Origin of the sequence: Sphingomonas sp. VDB2, assembly GCF_047946695.1 — a bacterium.
Taxonomy (GTDB): Bacteria; Pseudomonadota; Alphaproteobacteria; order Sphingomonadales; family Sphingomonadaceae; genus Sphingobium; species Sphingobium bisphenolicum.
This window is the reverse complement of sequence record NZ_CP159615.1, coordinates 2,411,872-2,432,372: the sequence shown is the minus strand read 5'-3', so window position 1 is coordinate 2,432,372 and position 20,501 is coordinate 2,411,872. Positions and strand designations below refer to the sequence as shown.

Here is a 20,501-nt window from a genome sequence, read left to right as displayed (position 1 = left end):
CATCACGGCGCATCAGCTCATCCGGAGAGCTTGCCGATCGCCCAGGTCGCCGTTTCCGCCACCACCGGGTCGTCATCGCCGATCAGCGCTTCCAGCCGGCCCAGCAACCGCGCATCACCGCTGTTGCCGGCCGCGATCGCGGCGTTGCGGACCAGGCGATTGCGGCCGATCCGCTTGATCGGCGAGCCTGAGAAAATCTCGCGGAAGCCGGCATCGTCCAGGTCGAGCAGGTCGGCGATTTGCGGTGCGGCCAGTTCCGCGCGACCCACGAACGCGCGGTTCGCGGCCGCGGCGTCAGCGAATTTGTTCCACGGGCACACCGCCAGGCAATCGTCGCAGCCATAGACGCGGTTGCCGATCCCGGCGCGCAATTCCTCAGGGATCGGCCCCTTATGCTCGATCGTCAGATAGGAGATGCAGCGGCGCGCATCGACGACATAGGGCAAAGGGAATGCGTCGGTCGGGCAGGCGTTGAGGCAAGCGGTGCAGCGGCCGCAATGGTCGGTTTCGCCGTCGTCCGGCGCCAGCGCCATTTCGGTATAGATGGCGCCCAGGAACAGCCAACTGCCATGGTCGCGGCTGACGAGGTTGCTGTGCTTGCCTTGCCAGCCGAGGCCCGCGCCCTGCGCCAGCGGCTTTTCCATCACCGGCGCTGTATCCACGAACACCTTCAGGCTGCCGGGCTGTTGTTCGACCAGCCAGCGGGCCAGCGCCTTGAGCGCTTTCTTGACGACGTCATGATAATCCTTGCCCTGGGCATAGACCGAAAAGCGCGCCCGGTCCGGCACATCGGCCAGCGCCAGCGGATCGCGCCCCGGCGCATAGCTCATGCCCAGCATGATGACGCTGCGCACGTCGGGCCAGAGGCCCTTGGGCGATCCGCGTTGTTCGGCGCGCTCCTCCATCCACAGCATGTCGCCATGATGGCCCGCGTCCAGCCATTGGCGCAGCCGATCGCCGGCCAGCGGCGCGGCGTCGGCGGGCGCGATACGGCAGGCGACGAAGCCCAGACGCGCCGCTTTCGCCTTCAGGCGCTGTTCCAGGGGTTCGGCCAAGGTTTCTATAGGCACGGGCATGGGTCCAGACTATCAGGACGGGATGATCGGCGACACTCCGGCTCCATCCTTTATGTCCGCGCCCGTTCCGGCGGCCTCCTATGCCGTCGAGGGCCATGGCCTTGTCAAGACATTCGGCAGCTTTCGCGCGGTCGACGGGATCGACATCGCCGTGCCGGCGGGCGCCATCTATGGCGTGCTCGGCCCCAATGGCGCGGGCAAGACCACGCTGTTGCGCACCTTGCTCGGCATCATCGACCCGGATGAGGGGCATCGCACGCTGCTGGGTGACGCGCAGCCGCTGCGCATGGCGCGACAGGTCGGCTATTTGCCGGAGGAGCGCGGCCTCTATCCGTCGATGAAGGCCTATGAAGCGATCGCCTTCATGGGTGCGCTGCGCGGATTGCCGCTCAGGCAAGGCCGCGAGCGGGCGCGGGCGTTGCTGGAGGGGCATGGCATGGGCGCGGCGGCGGACAAGCCGATCCGGCAATTGTCCAAGGGCATGGCCCAGACCGTGCAATTATTCGGCACGATCATCCACGAACCCCGGCTGATCGTGCTGGACGAGCCTTTTTCCGGGCTGGACGCGATCAACCAGGAAAAGCTGGAGGCGCTGATCCGGGAGCAGGCACGCCAGGGCGTCACCATCCTTTTTTCCACCCATGTCATCGCCCACGCCGATCGATTGTGCGAGCGGATCGCCATTGTAGCGGGCGGCCGCATCCGCTTCGAAGGGACGCCGGGGGAGGCGCGCGACCAGTTGCGCCCGCAGGTGCGGCTGCGCACGCGCGTCAGCGATGGCGCCTGGCGGCGCGCGCTGCCGGCCGATACGGTGGCGGAGGACGGCGCCTGGCATTTCGCCTTGCCCGACGAAGGGATAGAACCGCTGCTGCGGGCGCTGCTCGACGGACAGGCGGGCATAGAGAGCCTGTCGATCGAGCGGCCCGGCCTGCACGACGCCTTCGTCGCGATCGCCGGGGCGGCCGCCGCCAAACAGATGCAGGGCGAGCCGGCGCCGGAGGAGGACGCATGAGGGAATTGCTCCGCGCGGCGCTGGTCATCGCCCGGCGGGATTTCACCGCGGTCGTACTGTCGCGCACCTTCATCCTGTTCCTGCTGGGGCCGTTGCTGCCGATCCTCATCGGCTTCGCCTTTGGCGGCCTGGGCGACAAGATTTCCAGCACCGACCTGCGTCCTGTCGTCGGTGTCGCCATGTCCGCAGCGGACACGGCAGCGCTGGAGCGGGCGCACGACCGGCTGGCCGAGCGGATGGGCGACCAGACCCTGCCGCGCCTGCGCCCCGCACGCGCCAGCCCCAGCCCGCGCGTCCAGCTCGCCCGGCCGGATTCCGAAGTGGTGGCGATCCTGTCCGGCTCGCTGCTGCACCCCGTGCTGACCGGCAAGGTGGAGGATCTGGACAAGTTGCAGGGCGACATCAGCCTCTTGTCCACAGCCGCGCTGGCCGAGCGCACGCTCCGTTTCGTCACCGTCGAACGACAGGAAGTGACCACCAGCCTGGGCGCACAGGCGCAGGCGCGGCTGCTGATCGGCCGGGCGGCGCAGGTGGTGATGTTCTTCCTCACCATATTGCTCGCCGGCATGATCCTGTCCAACCTGGTCGAGGAAAAGACCAACAAGATCATCGAGATTCTTGCCGCCGCCGTACCGATCGACGCGATCTTCCTCGGCAAGCTGATGGCGATGCTGGCGATGAGCTTCGTGGGCATCGCCTTCTGGGGCGGGACCGCCTTCGCCATCTTCCTGGCGCTGCATGGCGGCGGCGGGGCGCTGCCCGCGCCGGCGGTGGGCTGGCCGATGTTCCTGCTTCTGGCGGTGCTCTATTTCGCGATGGCCTACACGCTGCTCGGCTCGCTGTTCCTGGGGATCGGCGCGCAGGCCGCGACGGTGCGCGAGGTCCAGACGCTCAACATGCCGGTCACCATGGGGCAGATGCTGATCTTCTTCTTCGCCAGCTATGCGGTGGACCATATGGGATCGCCGGCGGAGGTCGCGGCCTGCATCTTCCCGTTTAGTTCGCCCTTCGCGATGATCGCCCGCGCGGCGCAGGACGGGGCGATCTGGCCGCATCTGGTGGCGCTGGTCTGGCAGGGGGCGTTCGTTGCCCTCATCATCCGCGTCGGCGTGCTGCTGTTCCGCCGCCATGTCATGCAGTCGGGCGGCCGCTGGTGGAAGCGGCTGTTCAGGCCCGCGACAGGCTGAGGCGCGTACGTCCGGCGGGATGGACAGACGGCATTTCCTGGGTGGCGTCACGACTGGCGCAGTGGCTTTGGCCTTGTGGCAATTGCTGCCCGAAGAGGCGCAGGCGGCCTATCCTTTCGCCTTGAGCGATGCGGAATGGAAGAAGCGGCTCAGCCCCTGGGGCTATAAGGTGCTGCGCCAGCAGGCGACCGAATATCCCGGCAGCAGTCCACTCAACGACGAGCATCGCGCCGGCATCTTCGCCTGCGCCGGCTGCGACCAGAAGCTTTTCAGTTCCAGGACCAAGTTCGACAGCGGCACCGGCTGGCCCAGTTTCTGGGCGCCGCTGCCCAGGGCGGTCGGCACCAGTCGCGACGGCCTGCTGGGCTATGCCCGCACCGAAGTCCATTGCGCGCGTTGCGGCGGCCATCTGGGCCATGTGTTCGACGATGGGCCGCGGCCGACCGGCAAGCGTTACTGCATGAACGGCGTGGCGATGACGTTCAGTCCCGCCTGATCCGCCATATGCGGAGCGGGCTTTTCGCGGGGAGCGGCTGCAGCCAGTCGGGCGGCGATCCTTTTGCCAGCAGCGCCGCCAGACCCTGTCCATTCTCTTGCCCATAAAGCCGATATTCGGTCAGTCCTTCGCAGGTGACGACATAGGCCGCGCTCGTCCGCGCGATGACGGCGCGGGCCTGGGCCGGCGCATCGACGAACCCCTCGATCACCGCGGTAATGCCCGCCGCATTGCGATGATGCGCGGTGCCGATGACGCTATGGCGCGTCTGGACGAGGATGTCGGGGCCAAGGTCGAGCGGCGCGAACAAGGTGGCGGGCGGTAGCGCTTTTAGCGGCGCCAGCACGCTGGCGGCGCGGCAGTTGGCGCTTGCCGCCTTGGCCGGTTCGGGCTTGGCCGCCACCGCCACCCAGGCGGCGCACAGGCCCGCCGGAGTCAGCAACACCAGCCCCACCGATCCCGTCACCCGCACCAGCGCGGCGCGCGACGCCTGCACTTTGAGGAACAGCCGCGCCACGAGCCAGGCGATGCCCGGCAGCGCGAAGACATGGGCGACCGACAGCGCCCGCATCACCAGCAGCGCCACCAAGGTCGACCCGGCGAGCAGCAGCGCCAGCACCAGCCAGCGCATCCGCGCATCGCCCCGGTGCGCGCGTGCGGCGATCAGGCTGGCATAAAGCCCCAGCAGCGAGGGCAGCAGGATCACCCCTTGCATCGACAGGCTCTGTTCCCAGATCGGCCGTCCCTCCATCACCTGCAGATACCAGAGCTTGTAGGCGATTGGCCCCAACGCGGCGAAGGGGTCGCCCGACAGGCACGGCCCGCCGGTCACGAGGAAGGTCGCCAGCGCCGCGCCGCCGCCCATCGCGGCAATGCCCAGGCGATGGCCTGCGGTCGCTGCGCCGATCAGTCGCGCCGCGATCGCCGTCGTCAGGGCCAGCGCCACCAGCGGCCAGAGATAGACGAAGGACAGCGCGTCGCACTTTCCATCGAACAGCGCCTGCGGCCCGCGCAGCAGCGCCAGCAATATGAGCGCGGCCCCACCCAGCGCGGCCGCAAAGCCGATGAAGCGGGGCGCCTGCTCGCGCGCCATCCAGTGGCGCAGGGCGAAGGCGCTTGCGAACAGCACCGCATACGGCAGCGCCTCGCTCGAAATCTGCAGCCAGAGCGCCAGCGCGAGACCCGCGACGATCCCGCCGCGCGCCGGCCGCGCATCGAGCGCGCCGCACAGCGCCAGCGTCGCCAGCGCGATCTGCCAGCCATGATGGTCGATCCGAAGCGGCGTGAACTGCACCAATATGCTGGGGCTGGTCAGCAGGAGGGCGACGCCGAGCAAGGCGATGCCGCGACCCGCTACCCGCCGCGCCGCGACGAACAGCGCGGCGGTCAGTGCGCCGAGCAGCAATAATGGCACGACCGCGCAGGCGACCAGTTCCGCGCTGCCCAAGCCGATCATCGGCCGCAGCAGCAGGATCAGCGCCGCGATCGGCATATCGACGATCCGCGACCAGTGCATCGGCCCGCCGACGGGCGGATTCACCCGGTGCTGGCTGACGTCCCAGAATGACTGCCCGCCGATCCAGTCGCGTATCTGCGCCAGCCGCATCGCATCGTCGGGATCGCGAAAGGCAAGTGTGGCAAAATCGCCGTGGAACAGCCAGAGCATCGCCATGCTGCACAGCAGCCAGGCGAGCAGCGCCGACAGCGCGGCGCGCGGCGCGTCAGCCGCGCGCGAATATGCCATATTTTCGGATCGCATAGACGGACAGGAAGCTGACCGGGACCGACGCCAGCTTGGCGAGGGCCGGCGACAGGCCAAGAGCGCTGAGCGCGCCGACCAGCGCCATGGTGATGCCCATGCCGATCATCGCGCTGGCGATGAAGCCGAGGCGCTGGCCGTGCGTGGGGCCGTCCCCCAGGTCGAAGACGAAGCGGACGGAGATCATCCAATGGACGATGAGGCCGACCGTGTAGCCGCCCAGCGCCGCGACCACCGGCCAGGCGCCGCTATGATCCAGCGCCAGAAAGGTGGCGAAGTCGCTTGCCAGCGCAGCGATGCTCGCCAGCAGATAGCGGGCGAACATCAGCCGCGCGACCAGCGCGCCAATCCGCTCCGCCATGGGGATCAGGCGGCCTTCAGCCGCGATGGCACGGCGCGGACGCTGGCTAGCGCGGCCTGCGTGTCGGCGTCCTGGCCTTCTTCACCCGCCTCATGATATTCGGCATCCTCATTGACCTGCCACACGTCATGGACGCGCGCGCCCGCGACGATGTTGCGCACGGTCAGCATCGCCGTCATCATCGCATGGTCCTGATTGTTGTAGCGGTGCATGCCGTTGCGGCCGACCAGATGCAGCGTCGGATAACGCGCTTCCAGTTCGCTGCGCATCGCCAGCACATTGGCGGCATAGTCGTCGTCGTAGACGGGATAGGCCTTCTCCTGCCGCACCACGGCGCCGCCGACGACATCGTCGGGGCTGCACAGGCCGAGTTGCGCCATCTCGCGGGTGGCGAGCGCGATCAGATCCGCATCGGCCGCGGCCCAGAGGCCGTCGCCCTCGAAGCAGAAATATTCCAGGCCCACGCAGGCGAGCGAGGGATCGGGCACCATTTCGGGCGACCAGCTACGGAAATTCTGGATGCGGCCGACCTGCACCTTGCTGTCGTGGATATAGATCCAGTTATCGGGAAAGATATCCTCTCCCTTCACCATCAGCGCGACGGTCAGGAAGTCGCGATATTTGAGGTCCATCGCCTGGGGCAGCGTGTCAGGCAGCGGGTGGATGCGCCCGGCCAGTTCGCGCATTGGCGCCGACGAGATGACATGGGCGGCGTTGATGACGACATCGCCCTCCGGCCCCTGCGCCACCAGGCGCCATGCGCCGTTCGCCTGATCTTCCTCCAGCCGCTTGAAGCTGTGCGCCATCAGTATCTGGTTGCCGCCCTCGACCACCCGGTCGCGCGCGGCTTCCCACATCATGCCGGGGCCAAGGCGCGGATAGCGGAACGTCTCCAGCAGCGTCTTGGTCGCCATGCCGTCATTGGGCCGCTTGTTGAGGCCGAGCGAGCGCTTCAGCCCGTCGACCACCGCGCCCCAGAGCGACAGGCCCTTGATCCGCTGCGCCGCCCAGTCGGCCGACATTTCGTCGCAGGGCATGCCCCACACTTTTTCGGTGTAGGTCTTGAAGAAGATGGAGAAGAGCTTGTGGCCGAAGGCGTTGACGGTCCAGTCCTGGAAGGAGCGGACGTTGCGATTGGGGAACAGTCTGGCCTTGGCGAAGCTCGCCATGCACAGGGTGGAGCGCCAGACGCCCAGATTCCACAGCGCCTCGAACGCGCGCAGCGGATAGCTGTAGAATTTGCCTTCATAATAGATACGGCTCATCCGCGGACGCTGGATGAAGTCGTCGGGCAATATCTCGTTCCAAAGGTCGACGACCTGCTGTGACTTGGAAAAGAAGCGATGCCCGCCAATATCGAATCGGAACCCGTCCAGCTCGACCGTGCGGCTGATGCCGCCGACATAGACCGGGTCTTTTTCGATCACCGTGACGCGCAGCCCCTGCTTGGTCAGCAAATAGGCGGCGGTCAGGCCCGCAGGGCCGGCGCCGATGATGGCAACGTCGACGCTTTGATCGGTACGCGGCATGGCAGGCTATTCCCCCGAAAGATCGTTCGTGCCTGCCGGAGTGAAGGAAATCCTCTAAGGAGTGGTTAATGCACGGTAAGCATGTGGCGTGCGCCGGATGCCCGACATGACAAAGGGCCGCCCCACTTGCGTCGAGCGGCCCCCTGCAGTTCCCCTTCGTGCGGGGAAGGCGCTATGATGTCAGCTCCGGCGCTGGGCCAGCGTACTAAGGTCGCTGCGCGCGCCGTCGATCGCACTGCCGAAGCAGCTCCGATAATCGTCGGTCGCGGGCAGGATCGATCCGTTGACCCAGCCGCACACCTGCTTGGAGGCGCGGACAAGGCGCGAATCGGCGCGGCGCATGCCGTTGGTGCTGGCGAGGTTGAGGTCGGCCACCGACACGGCGAGAGTGCGCGTTTCCGTGCCGGCATGGCCGTCCACGATCACATCCATGTCATTGCTGCCGGCGCTCGCCACGCCGGGCAGCGCAAGGGCCATCGTGGCGGCCAGCGCCACCCACGTCTTTCTGGTCATCCAAGTCTCCTGTCGAACATGTTTTCTAATTGTCTGCCCCACGTCTGACGTGGAAGTAGGGTCTTGTCCTAAATAGGCCTTGCCGGTGCGGATGAAAAGAGGCCAATTGATAAAAATTGGCGGTTTTCCGCGATTTTGCGGGTGCGAAGGGATTGGCTTCGCACCCGCATCAACCTTAGTGGCGGAAGTGGCGCATCCCGGTGAAGACCATCGCCAGACCGGCCTCGTCCGCGGCCGCAATCACCTCGTCATCGCGGATCGACCCGCCCGGCTGGATCACTGCCGTGGCGCCGGCTTCCACCGCCGCCAGCAAGCCGTCGGCGAAGGGGAAGAAGGCGTCGGAAGCGACCGCAGACCCGATCGTGCGCGGCGTGGCCCAGCCGGCCTTTTCGGCGGCGTCCTTGGCCTTCCACGCGGCGATCCGCGCCGATTCCAGGCGATTCATCTGGCCGGCCCCCACACCGGCGGTGCTGCCGTCCTTGGCATAGACGATGGCGTTCGACTTCACATGCTTGGCGACGGTCCAGGCGAAGAGGCAATCCTTCAGCTCCTGCCCCGTCGGCGCGCGCTTGGTGACCAGCTTGAGTGCATCTTCCGTCACCTGACCGTTGTCGCGGCTCTGGACCAGCAGGCCGCCGGCGATGCTCTTGATCTGCAGGCCGGGGCGGGCCGGATCGGGCAGGTCGCCGGTCAGCAGCAGGCGCAGATTCTTCTTCTTGGCGAAAATCGCCTTGGCTTCGTCATTCGCGTCGGGCGCGGCGACGACTTCGGTGAAGATGCCGCTGATCGCTTCGGCGGTCGGGCCGTCGAGCGGGCGGTTGACGGCGATGATCCCGCCAAAGGCCGATACGCTGTCGCAGGCGAGCGCGGCCTCATAGGCTTCGATCAGCGTCTCGCCGGTCGCCACGCCGCAGGGGTTGGCGTGCTTGACGATCACCACGGTCGGCGGGCCGTCGCGAAACTCGCTGACCAGCTCCAGCGCGGCGTCGGCGTCGTTATAATTATTGTAGCTCAGTTCCTTGCCCTGGATTTGTTGCGCCTGGGCGATGCCCTTCGCCGACGGGCCGGTGGGCAGATAGAGCGCGGCCGACTGGTGCGGATTTTCGCCGTAGCGCAGGGGCGTGCCCAGCGTGCTCGCCACCGCCAGCGTGTCGGGGAACATCGTGCCCTGGTCGGCGAAGGCGAACCAGCTGGCGATCATCGAATCATAGGCGGCGGTGGCGGCATAGGCCTTGGCCGCGAGCATCCGGCGGAAATCGTAGCTGGTCGCGCCGCCCTTTTCCGCCATCTCGGCGATCAGCCGGGCATAGTCGGCCGGATCGGTGACGATGGCAACGCTCTCATGATTCTTGGCTGCGGAGCGCACCATCGACGGACCGCCGATGTCGATATTCTCGATGATCTCCTCGCGCTCGGCGCCCTTGGCAACGGTCGCAGCGAAGGGATAGAGATTGACGACCACCAGGTCGATCGCGCCGATTGCATGTTCGTCCATCGATGCGACATGCTCGGGATTGCCCCGCACGGCGAGCAGGCCGCCATGGACCTTGGGGTGCAGCGTCTTGACGCGGCCGTCCATCATTTCGGGGAAACCGGTGAGGTCGGAGATGTCCTTCACGTCCAGCCCCGCCTCGCGCAGCGCCTTGGCGGTGCCGCCGGTCGACACCAGTTCGACGCCATGCTGGCCCAGTGCCCGGCCCAGTTCGATCAGACCGGCCTTGTCGGACACGGACAGGAGGGCGCGCTTGATGGGGACGTCGGTCATGGACAGGGGCTTTCTACAGGCAAAGGGCAGGACGGCTTTGCGCCAGCCCCATAAGCCCCGGCAGCGTAAAAATACAGTGCGAAAGCGCGATTCCGCTTGGCTTGGGACACCGCGTCGATAGTGTCCTGCCACGCTATTACAGTTGGGGGAGTCACCATGCGCCGTCTGCTTGCCGCCACCGCCTTGCCGTTGCTCATGGCGCTGCCCGCCGCGCACCCCGCCATCGCCCAGATCGCCACCCCCCACCGCCCCGTCACCGATCCCGCCAGCCTGCAATCGCCCGTCAATCCCAAGGCGCGCGCCGTACCGGTGGCGGACATCGGCGCATCGCGCACCCTGGGCAGCGTGGCGTGGAGCATCGACGGCAAGCAGATTTTCGTCGCGACCAACCTGACCGGGCGCACCAATATCTGGCGGACCGACACGGCGGGTAGCTGGCCGGTCCAGCTCACCCAGTCCGACGACGCGCAGACCGGTCTCACCGCATCGGCGGACGGCCATTATGTCTATTTCCAGCAGGATGTCGGCGGCAACGAATATAGCGACATCTATCGCGTGTCGGTGGACGGCGGCGCGGTCGAGAATCTGACGAACACGCCCGACCGGCGTGAGAGCGGGATGCTGCCCGGCCCGGTCGGCGGGCTGGTCGCGTTGTCGACCAAGCTCAAGTCGCAGGGGCAGACCAATGTCGCGGTGATGGACGCGACCGGCGCGGTGCGTGTGCTGACGCAGGAGGCCGACCCGCAATATGGCTGGACGCCGATCGCCTGGATCGATGGCGGCAAGGCGCTGATCGCCAATCGCGACCGTATCGATTCCAAGGTGGGCGAAGTGTGGCGGATCGACGTCGCGAGCGCCGCCGCGACCAAGCTGATCGCCAAGGCCGATACGGTCTATGATGCGGCGGACGCGACCGCCGACGGCAAATGGATCGCGGTCAACACCGACGTCGGCACCGGCCAGATTCATGCCGGGCTGTATGATGTCGCCGCCAAACGCTGGACCTGGCTGAAACCGACGCCATGGGAGCAGACCGCCAGCCTCTTCACCCGCGACGGCAAGACGCTGATCTTCGGCACCAATGCCGATACGCGCAGCACGCTCTACGCCTATGATCTGGCGACCGGCGCGGAAACTGCGCTGCCGATCCCGCCGGGCGTCAATTATCCCGTCGGCCGCGAACCGCGATCGCCCGACGGCCGCACATTGATGGTCAATCATTCGGGCGCGGATTCGCCGGCCAACCTCTATCTCTACGATCTGGCGACCGGCGCGTCGCGGCCCGCGACCCAACTCGCCATCGCCAGCCTCCAGCCCGACGTGCTGCCCAAATCGACCGTCGTCACTTACAAGAGCTTCGACGGCACGCTGGTCAGCGCGATCGTCACCATGCCCGCCAATCTGAAGCGCGACGGCGGCAATCCCGCGATCGTACTGCCCCATGGCGGCCCCACCGGGCAGGCGCAGGATGGCTACAGCCGCTACGCCACCGCCTTCGCCAGCCGCGGCTATGTGGTGATCCAGCCCAATTTCCGCGGCTCGACCGGCTATGGCAAGGCGTTCCAGGACGGCAATTACAAGGATCTGGGCGGCGGCGACCTGAAAGACACGATCGCGGCCAAGGATTTCCTGGTGAAGACCGGCTATGTCGATGCCAAGCGCGTCGGCATCTTCGGCGGCAGCTATGGCGGCTTCATGACGCTGATGGCGATCGGCCGCGCGCCCGACGAATTCGCGGCTGCGGTGCAATGGTTCGGCATCATCAACTGGCGCACCATGTATCGCGACCAGGACGAAGAGTTGAAAGCCTATCAGCGCGGACTGCTCGGCACGCCGGAAAGCGACCCCAAAGTCTATGACGCGGCGTCGCCGCTCACCTATATCCGTGCCGCCAAAGCGCCGCTGCTGACGATCCAGGGCGAAAACGACATTCGCGTGCCGCGCGGGCAGGCGCAGGAAGTGCATGACATATTGAAGGCGAAGGGGAATGTGGTCGAAACCATCTTCTACCCCGCCGAGGGCCATGGTTTCCAGAAGCGCGAAAACCAGTTGGATTCGCTGACGCGGACGGTGGCGTGGTTCGACAGATATTTGAAGCCCGCTGCGGGGCAGTGACAGGATGCGTTAAGGCAAGGTGCCCGGCTCTCGATTGTGAACCTGCAGAGATATGGCCGATTTGGGTGGATTGCGGAATATCGGCTTTTGGAGAGATGACCGGCGATAGCTGCCGCTGTGCGGTAAAAATCATTCGGCAACAATCGCCCAATTGCGGACGTTCGCGCGTCCACGTAGAATGCCTACATGCCCATTGTAGAAGCCTTCGACGACAGAGATGCTTTGGAACCGCTTTTCACTGCGGATTTTGATTTTCTGCCTCGTATTGGCGAATATCTCGCTCGCGACACGCAGCCGGGCTACTTCGTGTACTACAACGTCGTCGAGATATGGCATCGTCAAGACATCGACGGGGGTGTGTTTCGCGCGTGCATACGCCTCGAATTAGACGACTGACGAACGTCGGCTCGCCACCAGATTTGGTCTTTCCAGCCGGCCCATAACCCAACCGGCCTAACCGACCCGCTTGAAAATCCAGCCGATGCTCGATCCGCCGGGCAGCGCTTCGCTGGTCACGACCAGTTGTTTGGTCGGATGGGGGCGGCCGTCGCCGTCGACCCACAGGCTGTCCTCAATGCTCAGCACGCCCGCGCCGGTACGATATTGCCACAGTGCGCCCAGATCGATGCGCAGCAGTGCGCCCTGGCTGTCCGCCGTCAGCGTCGGCTCGACGCCCGGCGCGAGGTGGAAGCGCAGTTGTACCGGCTGTTTCGCGGGCTTGCGCCGCCGCTGCGCCGGGGTCAGCATATCCTCGCCGCGGATCTCCTTGCCGTCGCCGCTCATCATCAGCAGGCGGCGGTGGACATAGCCCAGCCGTCGGACATAGCCGTCATGCGACAGGTCCAGCCGGCTGCCATTGTCCAGCTCCTGCCGGTTCAGCTCGACCTCGGTCACGCCCTTGCCCAGCGTCCCGTCGGGCAGCAGCGCGGTCGAATTATTGTCGTTGAGGATCAGCGTGCTGTGCGCCGCGGTGGTACGCAGTCCCTGGGCCAGGTCGGACGGTATCCACGCCCCTTCCAGCGCTGCGCCGCCGCAATTGACCACCAGCCGCAGAGGGCCGTCGCTTATCTCGATCGCGCCGGTCGATGCGCAGCCCGCCTCGGCGAGGCGCGCGACCGGGGGCGGGGCAGCGTCGATCTGCAGCACGGTCGATCCCGCTGCGATCCGTTGATAGCCCCAGTCGCGCGCCTGGCGCAGCGGTCGGGCGCGCACCTGGCTCGCCGCGACCACGGCGGACACCAGGTCGGGGTCGATCGCGCCGGAACCTTGCCAGTTGCCCAGGCCACCATCGCCATGGGCGAGGCCCAGCAGCGCCGGGACCGCGCGGTTCAATCCTTCGGTCAGGCAGGCCGGGGGGGCTTCACGCCGCACGTCATAGACGGCGCGCAGCATGGACAGCAGCATCACCGCTTCCAGTTGCGCCAGCGGGGAGCGCGACACGATGCCGCCGTCAGGGTGGAAGCCGCTGTCGATCGCGCGCTTCAGGCCCGCTTCGCCGAACAGCTTGCGTGCCGCCCCGCCGGGGATCAGCAGCGCGGCGGCGACGATGCCGCACCAGGCGACCAGCCGGGGCAGGCCCATCGGCGCCTTGTCGGCGCTGCGGTCGAGGTGGCGCGCGGTGCGGGCGATGCAGTTCAGCACCAGCGAGCGATAGACGAGGTCGCTGGACGAAAGGATCAGCGGCGCGTGGGCGGTCCAGAAGAGCAGCCGCCAGCCGGCATTGTCCGCGCGCCAGGCCGGTTCGCTGGGCGTTTCGTGATGGGCCGCCAGCCATTTGCGCATGATGCTTTCGGCGATCGGCGCACCCTGTTCGCGGGTCGCGCTGCTGGCAAGGTCGCGCAGCCAGCGGAAGCCGTGGAGATAGTCGGCAAAGGCCGGGCCGACCGACAATTTGGCGAAATCGAGCGCATCGACCGGCAGCTTGTGGCCGCGGAACAGGAAATAACCCGCCCGCATCGCCGCGCCTGCCCGGCCGTCGCCGGGGATGGCGTCGTCGGGCACCGCCAGCAGCTTCAGCGGATATTTGCCGCGCAGCTTGCGGCCGTGGATCGGCGTCTTCCAGCTGAGTAGATAGAATTGATTGGCGATCTTCTGGGCCAATGACAGCCCCTTGTCATCCGCGACGCGGATGAGACGCTTGCCTTGCTCTATGCCATCGTCGCCGGCTTCCGGTGCAGCGTCGGGGGTGGAGCGGCTGGCGATGCGCCGATAGTCGTTCACCCGCCCCGCAGCTTCCTGATATTGTCGGCATAGGCGGAGGGGCCGCCACGGAAGGTGGCGGTGCCGGCCACCAGAACGTCCGCGCCCGCGTCGATCGCCTTGGGCGCGGTGGTGAAATCGATGCCGCCGTCGACCTGCAGATGGATATCGCGGCCCGACTTGTCGATCATCTTGCGGATCGCTTCGATCTTGCGCAGCTGGTTTTCGATGAAGCTCTGCCCGCCGAAACCGGGGTTGACGCTCATCACCAGGATCAGATCGACGTCATCGATCAGATAGTCGAGCATCTTGGCCGGGGTGCCGGGGTTCAGCACCACGCCCGCCTTCACGCCCAGCGACCTGATATGCTGGACGGTACGGTGGATGTGCGGCCCGGCTTCGGGATGGACGGTGATGATGTCGGACCCGGCGGCGGCGAAGGCTTCGAGATACTGATCGACCGGAGAGATCATCAGATGGACGTCGAAGACCTTCGTCGTGTGCGGGCGCAGCGCCTTCACCACGTTCGGGCCGATGGTGATATTGGGGACGAAATGCCCGTCCATGACGTCGATATGCACCCAGTCGCAGCCCGCTTCGTCGATGGCGCGGACCTCCTCGCCCAGGCGGGCGAAGTCGGCGGAGAGGATGGAGGGCGAGATGAGAATGGAACGGGTCATTAACCGTTCGCCTTAATCGCCACCGCAGGCGAGGGCAACGGACATTTGCAGGCGATTCGCGATTGTTTCCGGCAGGCATCCGCTGCCCGTCAGAGCATTACGAAAATCGTGGGGTCCAGCCGTTGGGATGCGGGCGCGCCGCGGGGCAGCAACTGCTTGACGCCATGCAGTCCGACCACGATCCCGTCATCGTCCAGCACCGGCGCGGCGATCAGTCGCATGGCGCATTGGCCCGCGCCGTCGATCTGGTTGATATCGACGTCGAGGGTGAAGCCGCGCTTGTGGCGGATGGCGTAGGCGCGCAACCGCTCCATCGCGTCGCGCGATTCCGGGGCATAGAGTGAGACGGACAGGGGACGCGAGACCGCACTGTCCCGTTCCAGCCCGAATATGTCATAGACTCCGGCGGTCCAGCTCAGTGCGTTGTCGGCCAGGTTGCAATGCCACAACCCAAGCCCGCGTTCCGCCAGCGCCGCATCGTTGCGGGCGATGCTGGAATCGAGCAGCACCGGCGCAAGATGTTCCCGCAGGTCGTAGAGCGGCCAGCTATGATTCAGAGGAAGAGGCTCGATCGGACGCACAGGGCACCTTTAACGCGGGAAAATCCTCTCTAAGCTCCTCATGGTTAAGGCTTAGTTCGCCTTCTTTGCAAGCCTCGCGATGAAAAATCCGTCCGTGCCGCCCTCGGCTGCCAGCGTGTCCGGCAATGTCCGCAACCAGCCCTGCTCCGCAGGCGCGATGCCCTCGGGCGTTTCGCCGGGTTCGACCGGCAGCAGCATCCAGTCGGGACGGGCGGCCAGGAAGCGTTCGACCTGTTCTTCGCCCTCGGCCCGCTCCAGCGAACAGGTGGCGTAGATGAGCCGGCCGCCCGGCTTCAGCCAGTCGGCGGCGCGGGCGAGCAGTGCGCCCTGCACCTCGGCCATCTCCGCAATCTGGCGCGGGCCGATGCGGTGCAGCACGTCGGGATGGCGGCGATAGATGCCGGTCGCGGTGCAGGGCGCGTCGAGCAGGATCGCGTCCACCGGTGCATCCGGCTCCCATGTCCGCAGATCGGCGGTCGTAACCTCGGCGGTCAGGCTGGTGCGCGCGAGATTTTCGGTCAGCCGCTCCAGCCGCTTCTTTGACTGGTCGATCGCGGTAACGCGCCAGCCGGCCGCGGCCAGCTGCATCGTCTTGCCGCCCGGCGCGGCGCACAGGTCCAGCACGGCACGGTCGTCGCCCGGCCCCAGCAGGCGCGCGGCGCAGGCGGCGGCGATATCCTGCACCCACCAGGCGCCTTCCGCGAAGCCGGGCAAGGCGGGTATGGCCGCGCTTTCGGACAGGCGCACATGGCCGGGGGCGAAGGACGTGCCATTGAGTTGGGCTGTCCATGTCGCTGTCTCGGCCGGATCGCGCAGGCTGATGTCGACCGGCGGCCGGATCGCATAGGCGTGGGCGGCGGCCTGCGGCATAGCCTCGCCCCATTGAGCGCTCCAGCGTTCGGCGACCTGCGCGGGCAGGGTCGGGGGCGAGGGCAGGGCGGGGTCGCCGCGCGTCACCGTGCCGAACACGCCATGGACCAGCTTGCGCGGCCCGCCATCGACCAGCGGCAGCGCCGTGGCGATGGCGGCATGGGCCGGGGTGTCGAGCACCAGCGTCTGGACGAGCGCGATGCGCAGCACCATCCGCGCCTTCGCATCAGGCGGCAAAATCTGCTTGGTCGCGCCGTCGATCAGCGCGTCGAGATCGGGCAGGTGCCGCAGCGTTTCGGCCGCGATCGCATGGACCAGCGCGCGATCGGCAGGCGGCAAGCCCTGCGCCGCGCCATGCAGCGCCAGTTCCAGCGGATCGCCCCGGCGTAGCACCGCATCGAGCAGCTTGAGCGCCGCGCGGCGGGCGGGCAGGCCGGGGACATCTTCGGGGCGGATTGCGGGACGGCGGGACATGGGCGGCCCCTACGCGCTTTCGCCATCAAAGAAAATGGGAGACGCCAAAGCCCAGCCCCAGGAACAGCGCGATCCAGGACAATATGCCGACCCAGAGCGCCAGCCAGTCCGACCGGCGCGGGCGTGCGGACACGCCCTTGGGCACGGTTCGCAGCGAGGAAGGAATGCGGCAGCGCCCGACCGTCACCACCGCGATCAGCCGCCGGCCCACGCCATGGAAGAAGCGTGCGGTGTGACGGGAAAAGACATGATCGACGGTCAGATCGACGACAAAGCCACCGGCATGGCGCAGGACCGCGCCCGCCACATCGACGACGACCTCGCCGATTTCGTCGACCATATTAGCGCCCGTGCGGGTCGAGCGCGCTGCGGCGGCGTGGGGGCGGCGCTATCGGGGAAAGCGCGGAGGCGCGCGGCGCGGGCGTCATCGCGGGCGCGCCCATCTCCGCCGCCATATCCTGCAGCGCGGCGATGCGTTTTTCCGTGGCAGGGTGGGTGGAGAAGAGTTCGCTGACATGGGTCGGCACGATATAAAGCTGCGCCGCGGCCGGATTGCGCTCCGCCACCGGATTGGGGATGCGTTGCGCCTGCCCGGCAATCTTGGCGAGGGCGGAGGCGAGGGCATGGGGATCGCCACTGATTTCCGCTCCGGCCCGGTCGGCGCCATATTCGCGGGTGCGGCTGATCGCCATCTGCACGATCATCGCGGCGAAGGGAGCGACGACCACCGCCATCAGGCTGGCGATCATATTGGCATGGCCGCTTTCCCGGTCGCCGCCGCGGAAGAACAGGCCGAAATTGGCCAGCATCGATATCGCGCCCGCGATCGTCGCGACCATCGTCATGATGAGGGTGTCGCGATTCTGCACATGGCCCAGTTCATGCGCCATAACGCCCGCCACCTCGTCGCGGCTCAACGTCGCCAGCAGACCGCTGGTGGCGGCGACGGCGGCGTTTTGCGGGTTGCGCCCGGTTGCGAAGGCGTTGGGCGCGTCCTGGTCGATGATATAGACGCGCGGCATGGGAAGTTGCGCCCGCTGCGCCAGGTCACGCACCAGATTGTAGAAATCGGGGGCGCTTTGCGCATCGACCTCGCGCGCGTCATGCATCCGCAGCACGATCTTGTCGGCGTTCCAGAAGGTGAAGAGATTCATGCCCGCCGCCGCCAGCAGCGCGATCACCGCCCCGCCGCTGCCGCCCAGCGTATAGCCCAGCGCCATGAACAGCGCGGTCAGCGTCGCCAGCAGCATGGTCGTCTTCATGCCATTCACTTGCACTTGCCTCCTTGTCGGCCCAGATAGCCTGTCAGTCCTGAATATGGGGGTGATGTCGCCCCTTCGCAATCGAAAGGCCGCCACCATGGGAACCTTCAACGGCAAGCGCCCCGCACATGTGAAGCCGCCCGCGCACCTCTCCAAAAGCCCGCCGGTGCCGCAGCCCGATCCGCTGGACCAGCCCACGCCCCATGACGAGGCGATGAGTCCGGTCCGTTATGGCGATTGGGAACGGAAGGGCATCGCGATCGATTTCTGAGTTGGTTCTAAATCCTTGATCCTGCTGGCCCGTCTCGGCTCGCCGCCGATTTTGCACGGCTGCCGACGGCCCGTGCCGCCGCTGCGGGGAGCCAAGCGCCCCGCTCTGGCCTTTTCCCGCTCAAAGCCTGAAGCCTTGGGCCAAGAGGAGATATTGGGGCGTGGGCGTGCAATTGGTTTCTGACGTGAATGTGCGGGCGGTGTCGGATTATGCGCCGGAAGATGCGGCGCTGCTCTGCGCGGTCGGGCGGCTGGTGTGCGCCTGGACGATGTTGGAGCAGAGTCTGGAGGCGAAGATCGGGCTGTTGCGCGACGCCATGGGTGACGTGCGCACCGTGGGCGCCCGAACCCGGCCAAGCATGGCCAAGCTGATGACCGAATTGCGCACGATGGTGGCGATGCGCGACCGGCGCAACGCCAGCGCGCTGACCGAGATTTCCGCGATCGAGCGCGACATGCAGCGGATCGATCGCTTCCGCGCGCTCATCATCCAGGGTTTTCATCAGCCCGAATCAGGCGGTTTCACCTGTCGCGACAGCCGCAACAATATCCAGCACGTCGCGTTAGACCATCTCGATGGCGAAATCGCGGCGCTGGAAGGTGTCGCCAGCCGTCTTCTCGCCGTATAGGGCGGTGACCGGTCGGCCTTGATCGGTCGCGGCCCCTTCCATCTTAGTTTTTTGCGTCTTCGGCCGTTCCGCCGACGCTAGAATATGCTAACGCGCGCGCGACGCTTGACCTTTTTTGCACGGGCGGCAATCCAAGGCCCGATCGCGTCCGCGTGAAGGGGATTCCAACTTGACCAAGCCGATTCGTAAAGCCGTTTTTCCTGTCGCCGGCCTTGGCACGCGCTTCCTGCCCGCCACCAAGGCGGTGCCAAAGGAATTGTTGCCGGTGGTCGATCGCCCGCTGATCCAATATGCGGTGGACGAGGCGCGCGAAGCGGGGATCGAGCAGTTCATCTTCGTGACCGGTCGCGGCAAGGGCGCGATCGAGGATTATTTCGACATCGCCTTCGAATGCGAGACGTTGCAGCGCGAGCGCGGCAAGGATCTGTCGGCGCTGGAAGGGACGCGGCTCGATCCGGGCAATGCGGTGTTCCTGCGCCAGCAGGAATCGCTGGGTCTGGGCCACGCCATATGGGTGGCGCGCGACATCATCGGCGACGAACCCTTCGCCATCCTGCTGCCCGATGAATTTATGAAGGGCGCGCCGGGACAGGGGTGCATGAAGCAGATGGTCGACGCCTATGACAAGGTCGGCGGCAATCTGGTCTGCGCGCTGGAAATCCCGATGGACCAGACGCCCAGCTATGGCGTGATCGATCCGGGCGCGCGCGACGGCGTGCTGACCGAGGTGAAGGGCCTGGTCGAAAAGCCCAAGCTGGGTACTGCGCCGTCCAACCTGATCCTGCCGGGCCGCTATATCCTCCAGCCCGAAGTCATGAAGATCCTGGAAACGCAGGAAAAGGGCGCGGGCGGCGAAATCCAGCTGACCGATGCGATGGCGTCGCTGATCGGCAGCCAGCCCTTCCACGGCGTGACCTTCGACGGCCGCCGCTTCGACTGCGGGTCGAAGGCGGGCTATATCGAGGCCAATCTGGCGCTGGCGCTGGAGCGGGACGATCTGGGCGCGCATATCCGCGCCTTCGCGACGGAAGAACTGGCGCGCTGACCGACGCAGGACAGGCCATGAAAAAGGGCGGCTTCCCATGGGAAGCCGCCCTTTTTCATGGCTATAGGCGATGCGCTCAGAACGGCACTTCATCGTCCAGATCATTGTCGAAATTGGGGCTGCCCGCCCGGCCGCCGCCAGCCGCGCCGCCGCCCTGCGAGCGTCCGCCACCAAAGCCGCCGCCCTGGCCACCACCGGCGCCGCCGCCGAAATCGTCATAGTCGCCGCCGCCAAAGCCGCTCGACCCGCCCTGCCAGTCGCTCACGCCCTGCTGCGACCGGCCACCGCCGCCCTGGCTGCCGCCCGGCGCGCCGTCCAGCATGGTCAGCACCGCGCCCGGACCCGACAGCGCCACCTCGGTCGTGTAGCGGTCGTTGCCCGACTGGTCCTGCCATTTGCGGGTACGCAACTGGCCCTCGACATAGATTTTGCTGCCCTTGCGCAGGAAGCGCTCGGCCACGCCGACCAAGCCTTCGCCGTTGATCACGACATTATGCCATTCGGTGCGCTCCTTGCGCTCCCCGGTCATGCGGTCCTTCCAGCTTTCGGACGTCGCAATGCGCAGATTGCATATCTTGCCGCCATTCTGGAAGCTCTTGACCTCCGGGTCGGCGCCCAGATTGCCGACCAGAATGACCTTGTTGACAGACCCTGCCATGATTCCTCCGAAAGCTTATA

21 protein-coding genes are annotated in these 20,501 nt (G+C 66.5%); 8 read left to right on the top strand and 13 right to left on the bottom strand.

The annotated features are described in order from the left end of the window. Positions 1–17: 17 nt before the first annotated feature. Positions 18–1,076 carry a tRNA epoxyqueuosine(34) reductase QueG gene (gene queG / locus ABT375_RS12120; RefSeq protein WP_416462622.1) on the bottom strand — a complete coding sequence of 353 codons (1,059 nt, stop codon included), beginning with the start codon at positions 1,074–1,076 and terminating at the stop codon, positions 18–20. A 22-nt stretch (positions 1,077–1,098) separates the two neighbouring features. On the opposite strand from queG, the gene ABT375_RS12115 reads away from it, so the two are divergent. From ABT375_RS12115 to msrB, 3 genes are read left to right on the top strand one after another with little or no spacing between them, the layout of a single operon-like run. Then, the gene (locus ABT375_RS12115; protein ID WP_416464895.1) at positions 1,099–2,088 is read left to right on the top strand and encodes an ABC transporter ATP-binding protein; all 990 of its coding nucleotides are present in this window, start codon (positions 1,099–1,101) and stop codon (positions 2,086–2,088) included. Further along, positions 2,085–3,275 (top strand): ABC transporter permease, encoded by a 1,191-nt coding sequence (locus tag ABT375_RS12110; RefSeq protein WP_416462620.1) that lies wholly within the window; start codon positions 2,085–2,087, stop codon positions 3,273–3,275. Before ABT375_RS12115 ends, ABT375_RS12110 begins: the two co-directional genes overlap by 4 nt. Before the next feature lie 19 nt (positions 3,276–3,294). Continuing rightward, complete coding sequence (gene msrB / locus ABT375_RS12105; protein ID WP_416462618.1) at positions 3,295–3,771, top strand: peptide-methionine (R)-S-oxide reductase MsrB; 477 nt, start codon at positions 3,295–3,297, stop codon at positions 3,769–3,771. Here msrB and ABT375_RS12100 read toward each other — a convergent pair. From ABT375_RS12100 to purH, 5 genes are all read right to left on the bottom strand, one after another. After that, positions 3,758–5,515, bottom strand: a complete 1,758-nt coding sequence (locus tag ABT375_RS12100; RefSeq protein WP_416462616.1) for a hypothetical protein — start codon at positions 5,513–5,515, stop codon at positions 3,758–3,760. The two genes, msrB and ABT375_RS12100, sit on opposite strands and share 14 nt — an antisense overlap. Then, positions 5,493–5,891 (bottom strand): GtrA family protein, encoded by a 399-nt coding sequence (locus ABT375_RS12095; RefSeq protein ID WP_416462614.1) that lies wholly within the window; start codon positions 5,889–5,891, stop codon positions 5,493–5,495. The genes ABT375_RS12100 and ABT375_RS12095 overlap by 23 nt, the downstream gene beginning before the upstream one ends. Positions 5,892–5,896: 5 nt before the next feature. Further along, positions 5,897–7,420 (bottom strand): NAD(P)/FAD-dependent oxidoreductase, encoded by a 1,524-nt coding sequence (locus ABT375_RS12090; RefSeq protein WP_416462612.1) that lies wholly within the window; start codon positions 7,418–7,420, stop codon positions 5,897–5,899. Positions 7,421–7,600: 180 nt separating this feature from the next. Next, the gene (locus ABT375_RS12085; RefSeq protein WP_224546454.1) at positions 7,601–7,933 is read right to left on the bottom strand and encodes a UrcA family protein; all 333 of its coding nucleotides are present in this window, start codon (positions 7,931–7,933) and stop codon (positions 7,601–7,603) included. Between the two features lie 175 nt (positions 7,934–8,108). Further along, the gene (gene purH / locus ABT375_RS12080; protein ID WP_416462610.1) at positions 8,109–9,698 is read right to left on the bottom strand and encodes a bifunctional phosphoribosylaminoimidazolecarboxamide formyltransferase/IMP cyclohydrolase; all 1,590 of its coding nucleotides are present in this window, start codon (positions 9,696–9,698) and stop codon (positions 8,109–8,111) included. A gap of 156 nt (positions 9,699–9,854) precedes the next feature. Between purH and ABT375_RS12075 the strand changes: the two genes are divergently transcribed. Both ABT375_RS12075 and ABT375_RS12070 read left to right on the top strand, forming a co-directional pair. Then, the gene (locus ABT375_RS12075; RefSeq protein ID WP_416462608.1) at positions 9,855–11,813 is read left to right on the top strand and encodes a S9 family peptidase; all 1,959 of its coding nucleotides are present in this window, start codon (positions 9,855–9,857) and stop codon (positions 11,811–11,813) included. Positions 11,814–11,999: 186 nt separating this feature from the next. After that, positions 12,000–12,209, top strand: a complete 210-nt coding sequence (locus tag ABT375_RS12070; RefSeq protein ID WP_416462606.1) for a hypothetical protein — start codon at positions 12,000–12,002, stop codon at positions 12,207–12,209. A 57-nt stretch (positions 12,210–12,266) separates the two neighbouring features. On the opposite strand, the gene ABT375_RS12065 is transcribed toward ABT375_RS12070, so the two are convergent. From ABT375_RS12065 to htpX, 6 genes are all read right to left on the bottom strand, one after another. After that, the gene (locus ABT375_RS12065) at positions 12,267–14,033 is read right to left on the bottom strand and encodes a heparinase II/III family protein (protein WP_224546447.1); all 1,767 of its coding nucleotides are present in this window, start codon (positions 14,031–14,033) and stop codon (positions 12,267–12,269) included. Further along, the gene (gene rpe, locus ABT375_RS12060) at positions 14,030–14,692 is read right to left on the bottom strand and encodes a ribulose-phosphate 3-epimerase (RefSeq protein ID WP_261935930.1); all 663 of its coding nucleotides are present in this window, start codon (positions 14,690–14,692) and stop codon (positions 14,030–14,032) included. The genes ABT375_RS12065 and rpe overlap by 4 nt, the downstream gene beginning before the upstream one ends. 89 nt (positions 14,693–14,781) lie before the next feature. Then, positions 14,782–15,273: a diguanylate cyclase gene (locus ABT375_RS12055; RefSeq protein WP_224546445.1), complete on the bottom strand. Its 492-nt coding sequence runs from the start codon at positions 15,271–15,273 to the stop codon at positions 14,782–14,784. 51 nt (positions 15,274–15,324) lie between these two features. Next, complete coding sequence (locus tag ABT375_RS12050) at positions 15,325–16,617, bottom strand: RsmB/NOP family class I SAM-dependent RNA methyltransferase (protein ID WP_224546444.1); 1,293 nt, start codon at positions 16,615–16,617, stop codon at positions 15,325–15,327. A 25-nt stretch (positions 16,618–16,642) separates the two neighbouring features. Then, positions 16,643–16,957, bottom strand: coding sequence for a hypothetical protein (locus ABT375_RS12045; RefSeq protein WP_224546443.1), 315 nt, complete (start codon positions 16,955–16,957; stop codon positions 16,643–16,645). 1 nt (position 16,958) lies between these two features. Then, positions 16,959–17,888: a zinc metalloprotease HtpX gene (htpX, locus tag ABT375_RS12040; RefSeq protein ID WP_416462603.1), complete on the bottom strand. Its 930-nt coding sequence runs from the start codon at positions 17,886–17,888 to the stop codon at positions 16,959–16,961. 88 nt (positions 17,889–17,976) lie between these two features. Between htpX and ABT375_RS12035 the strand changes: the two genes are divergently transcribed. The 3 genes from ABT375_RS12035 to ABT375_RS12025 all read left to right on the top strand — a co-directional run bounded on the left by ABT375_RS12035 (position 17,977) and on the right by ABT375_RS12025 (position 19,823). Next, positions 17,977–18,150 (top strand): DUF1674 domain-containing protein, encoded by a 174-nt coding sequence (locus ABT375_RS12035; protein WP_082679177.1) that lies wholly within the window; start codon positions 17,977–17,979, stop codon positions 18,148–18,150. Positions 18,151–18,349: 199 nt separating this feature from the next. Then, positions 18,350–18,778 carry a hypothetical protein gene (locus ABT375_RS12030; protein ID WP_066607502.1) on the top strand — a complete coding sequence of 143 codons (429 nt, stop codon included), beginning with the start codon at positions 18,350–18,352 and terminating at the stop codon, positions 18,776–18,778. Between the two features lie 169 nt (positions 18,779–18,947). Further along, a complete protein-coding gene (locus ABT375_RS12025) occupies positions 18,948–19,823 on the top strand; it encodes a UTP--glucose-1-phosphate uridylyltransferase (protein WP_416462601.1) in 876 nt (291 codons plus the stop codon). A gap of 76 nt (positions 19,824–19,899) precedes the next feature. Here the strand turns inward: ABT375_RS12025 and ssb are convergent, their stop codons facing one another. Continuing rightward, the gene (gene ssb / locus ABT375_RS12020; protein WP_416462599.1) at positions 19,900–20,481 is read right to left on the bottom strand and encodes a single-stranded DNA-binding protein; all 582 of its coding nucleotides are present in this window, start codon (positions 20,479–20,481) and stop codon (positions 19,900–19,902) included. Positions 20,482–20,501 lie beyond the last annotated feature (20 nt).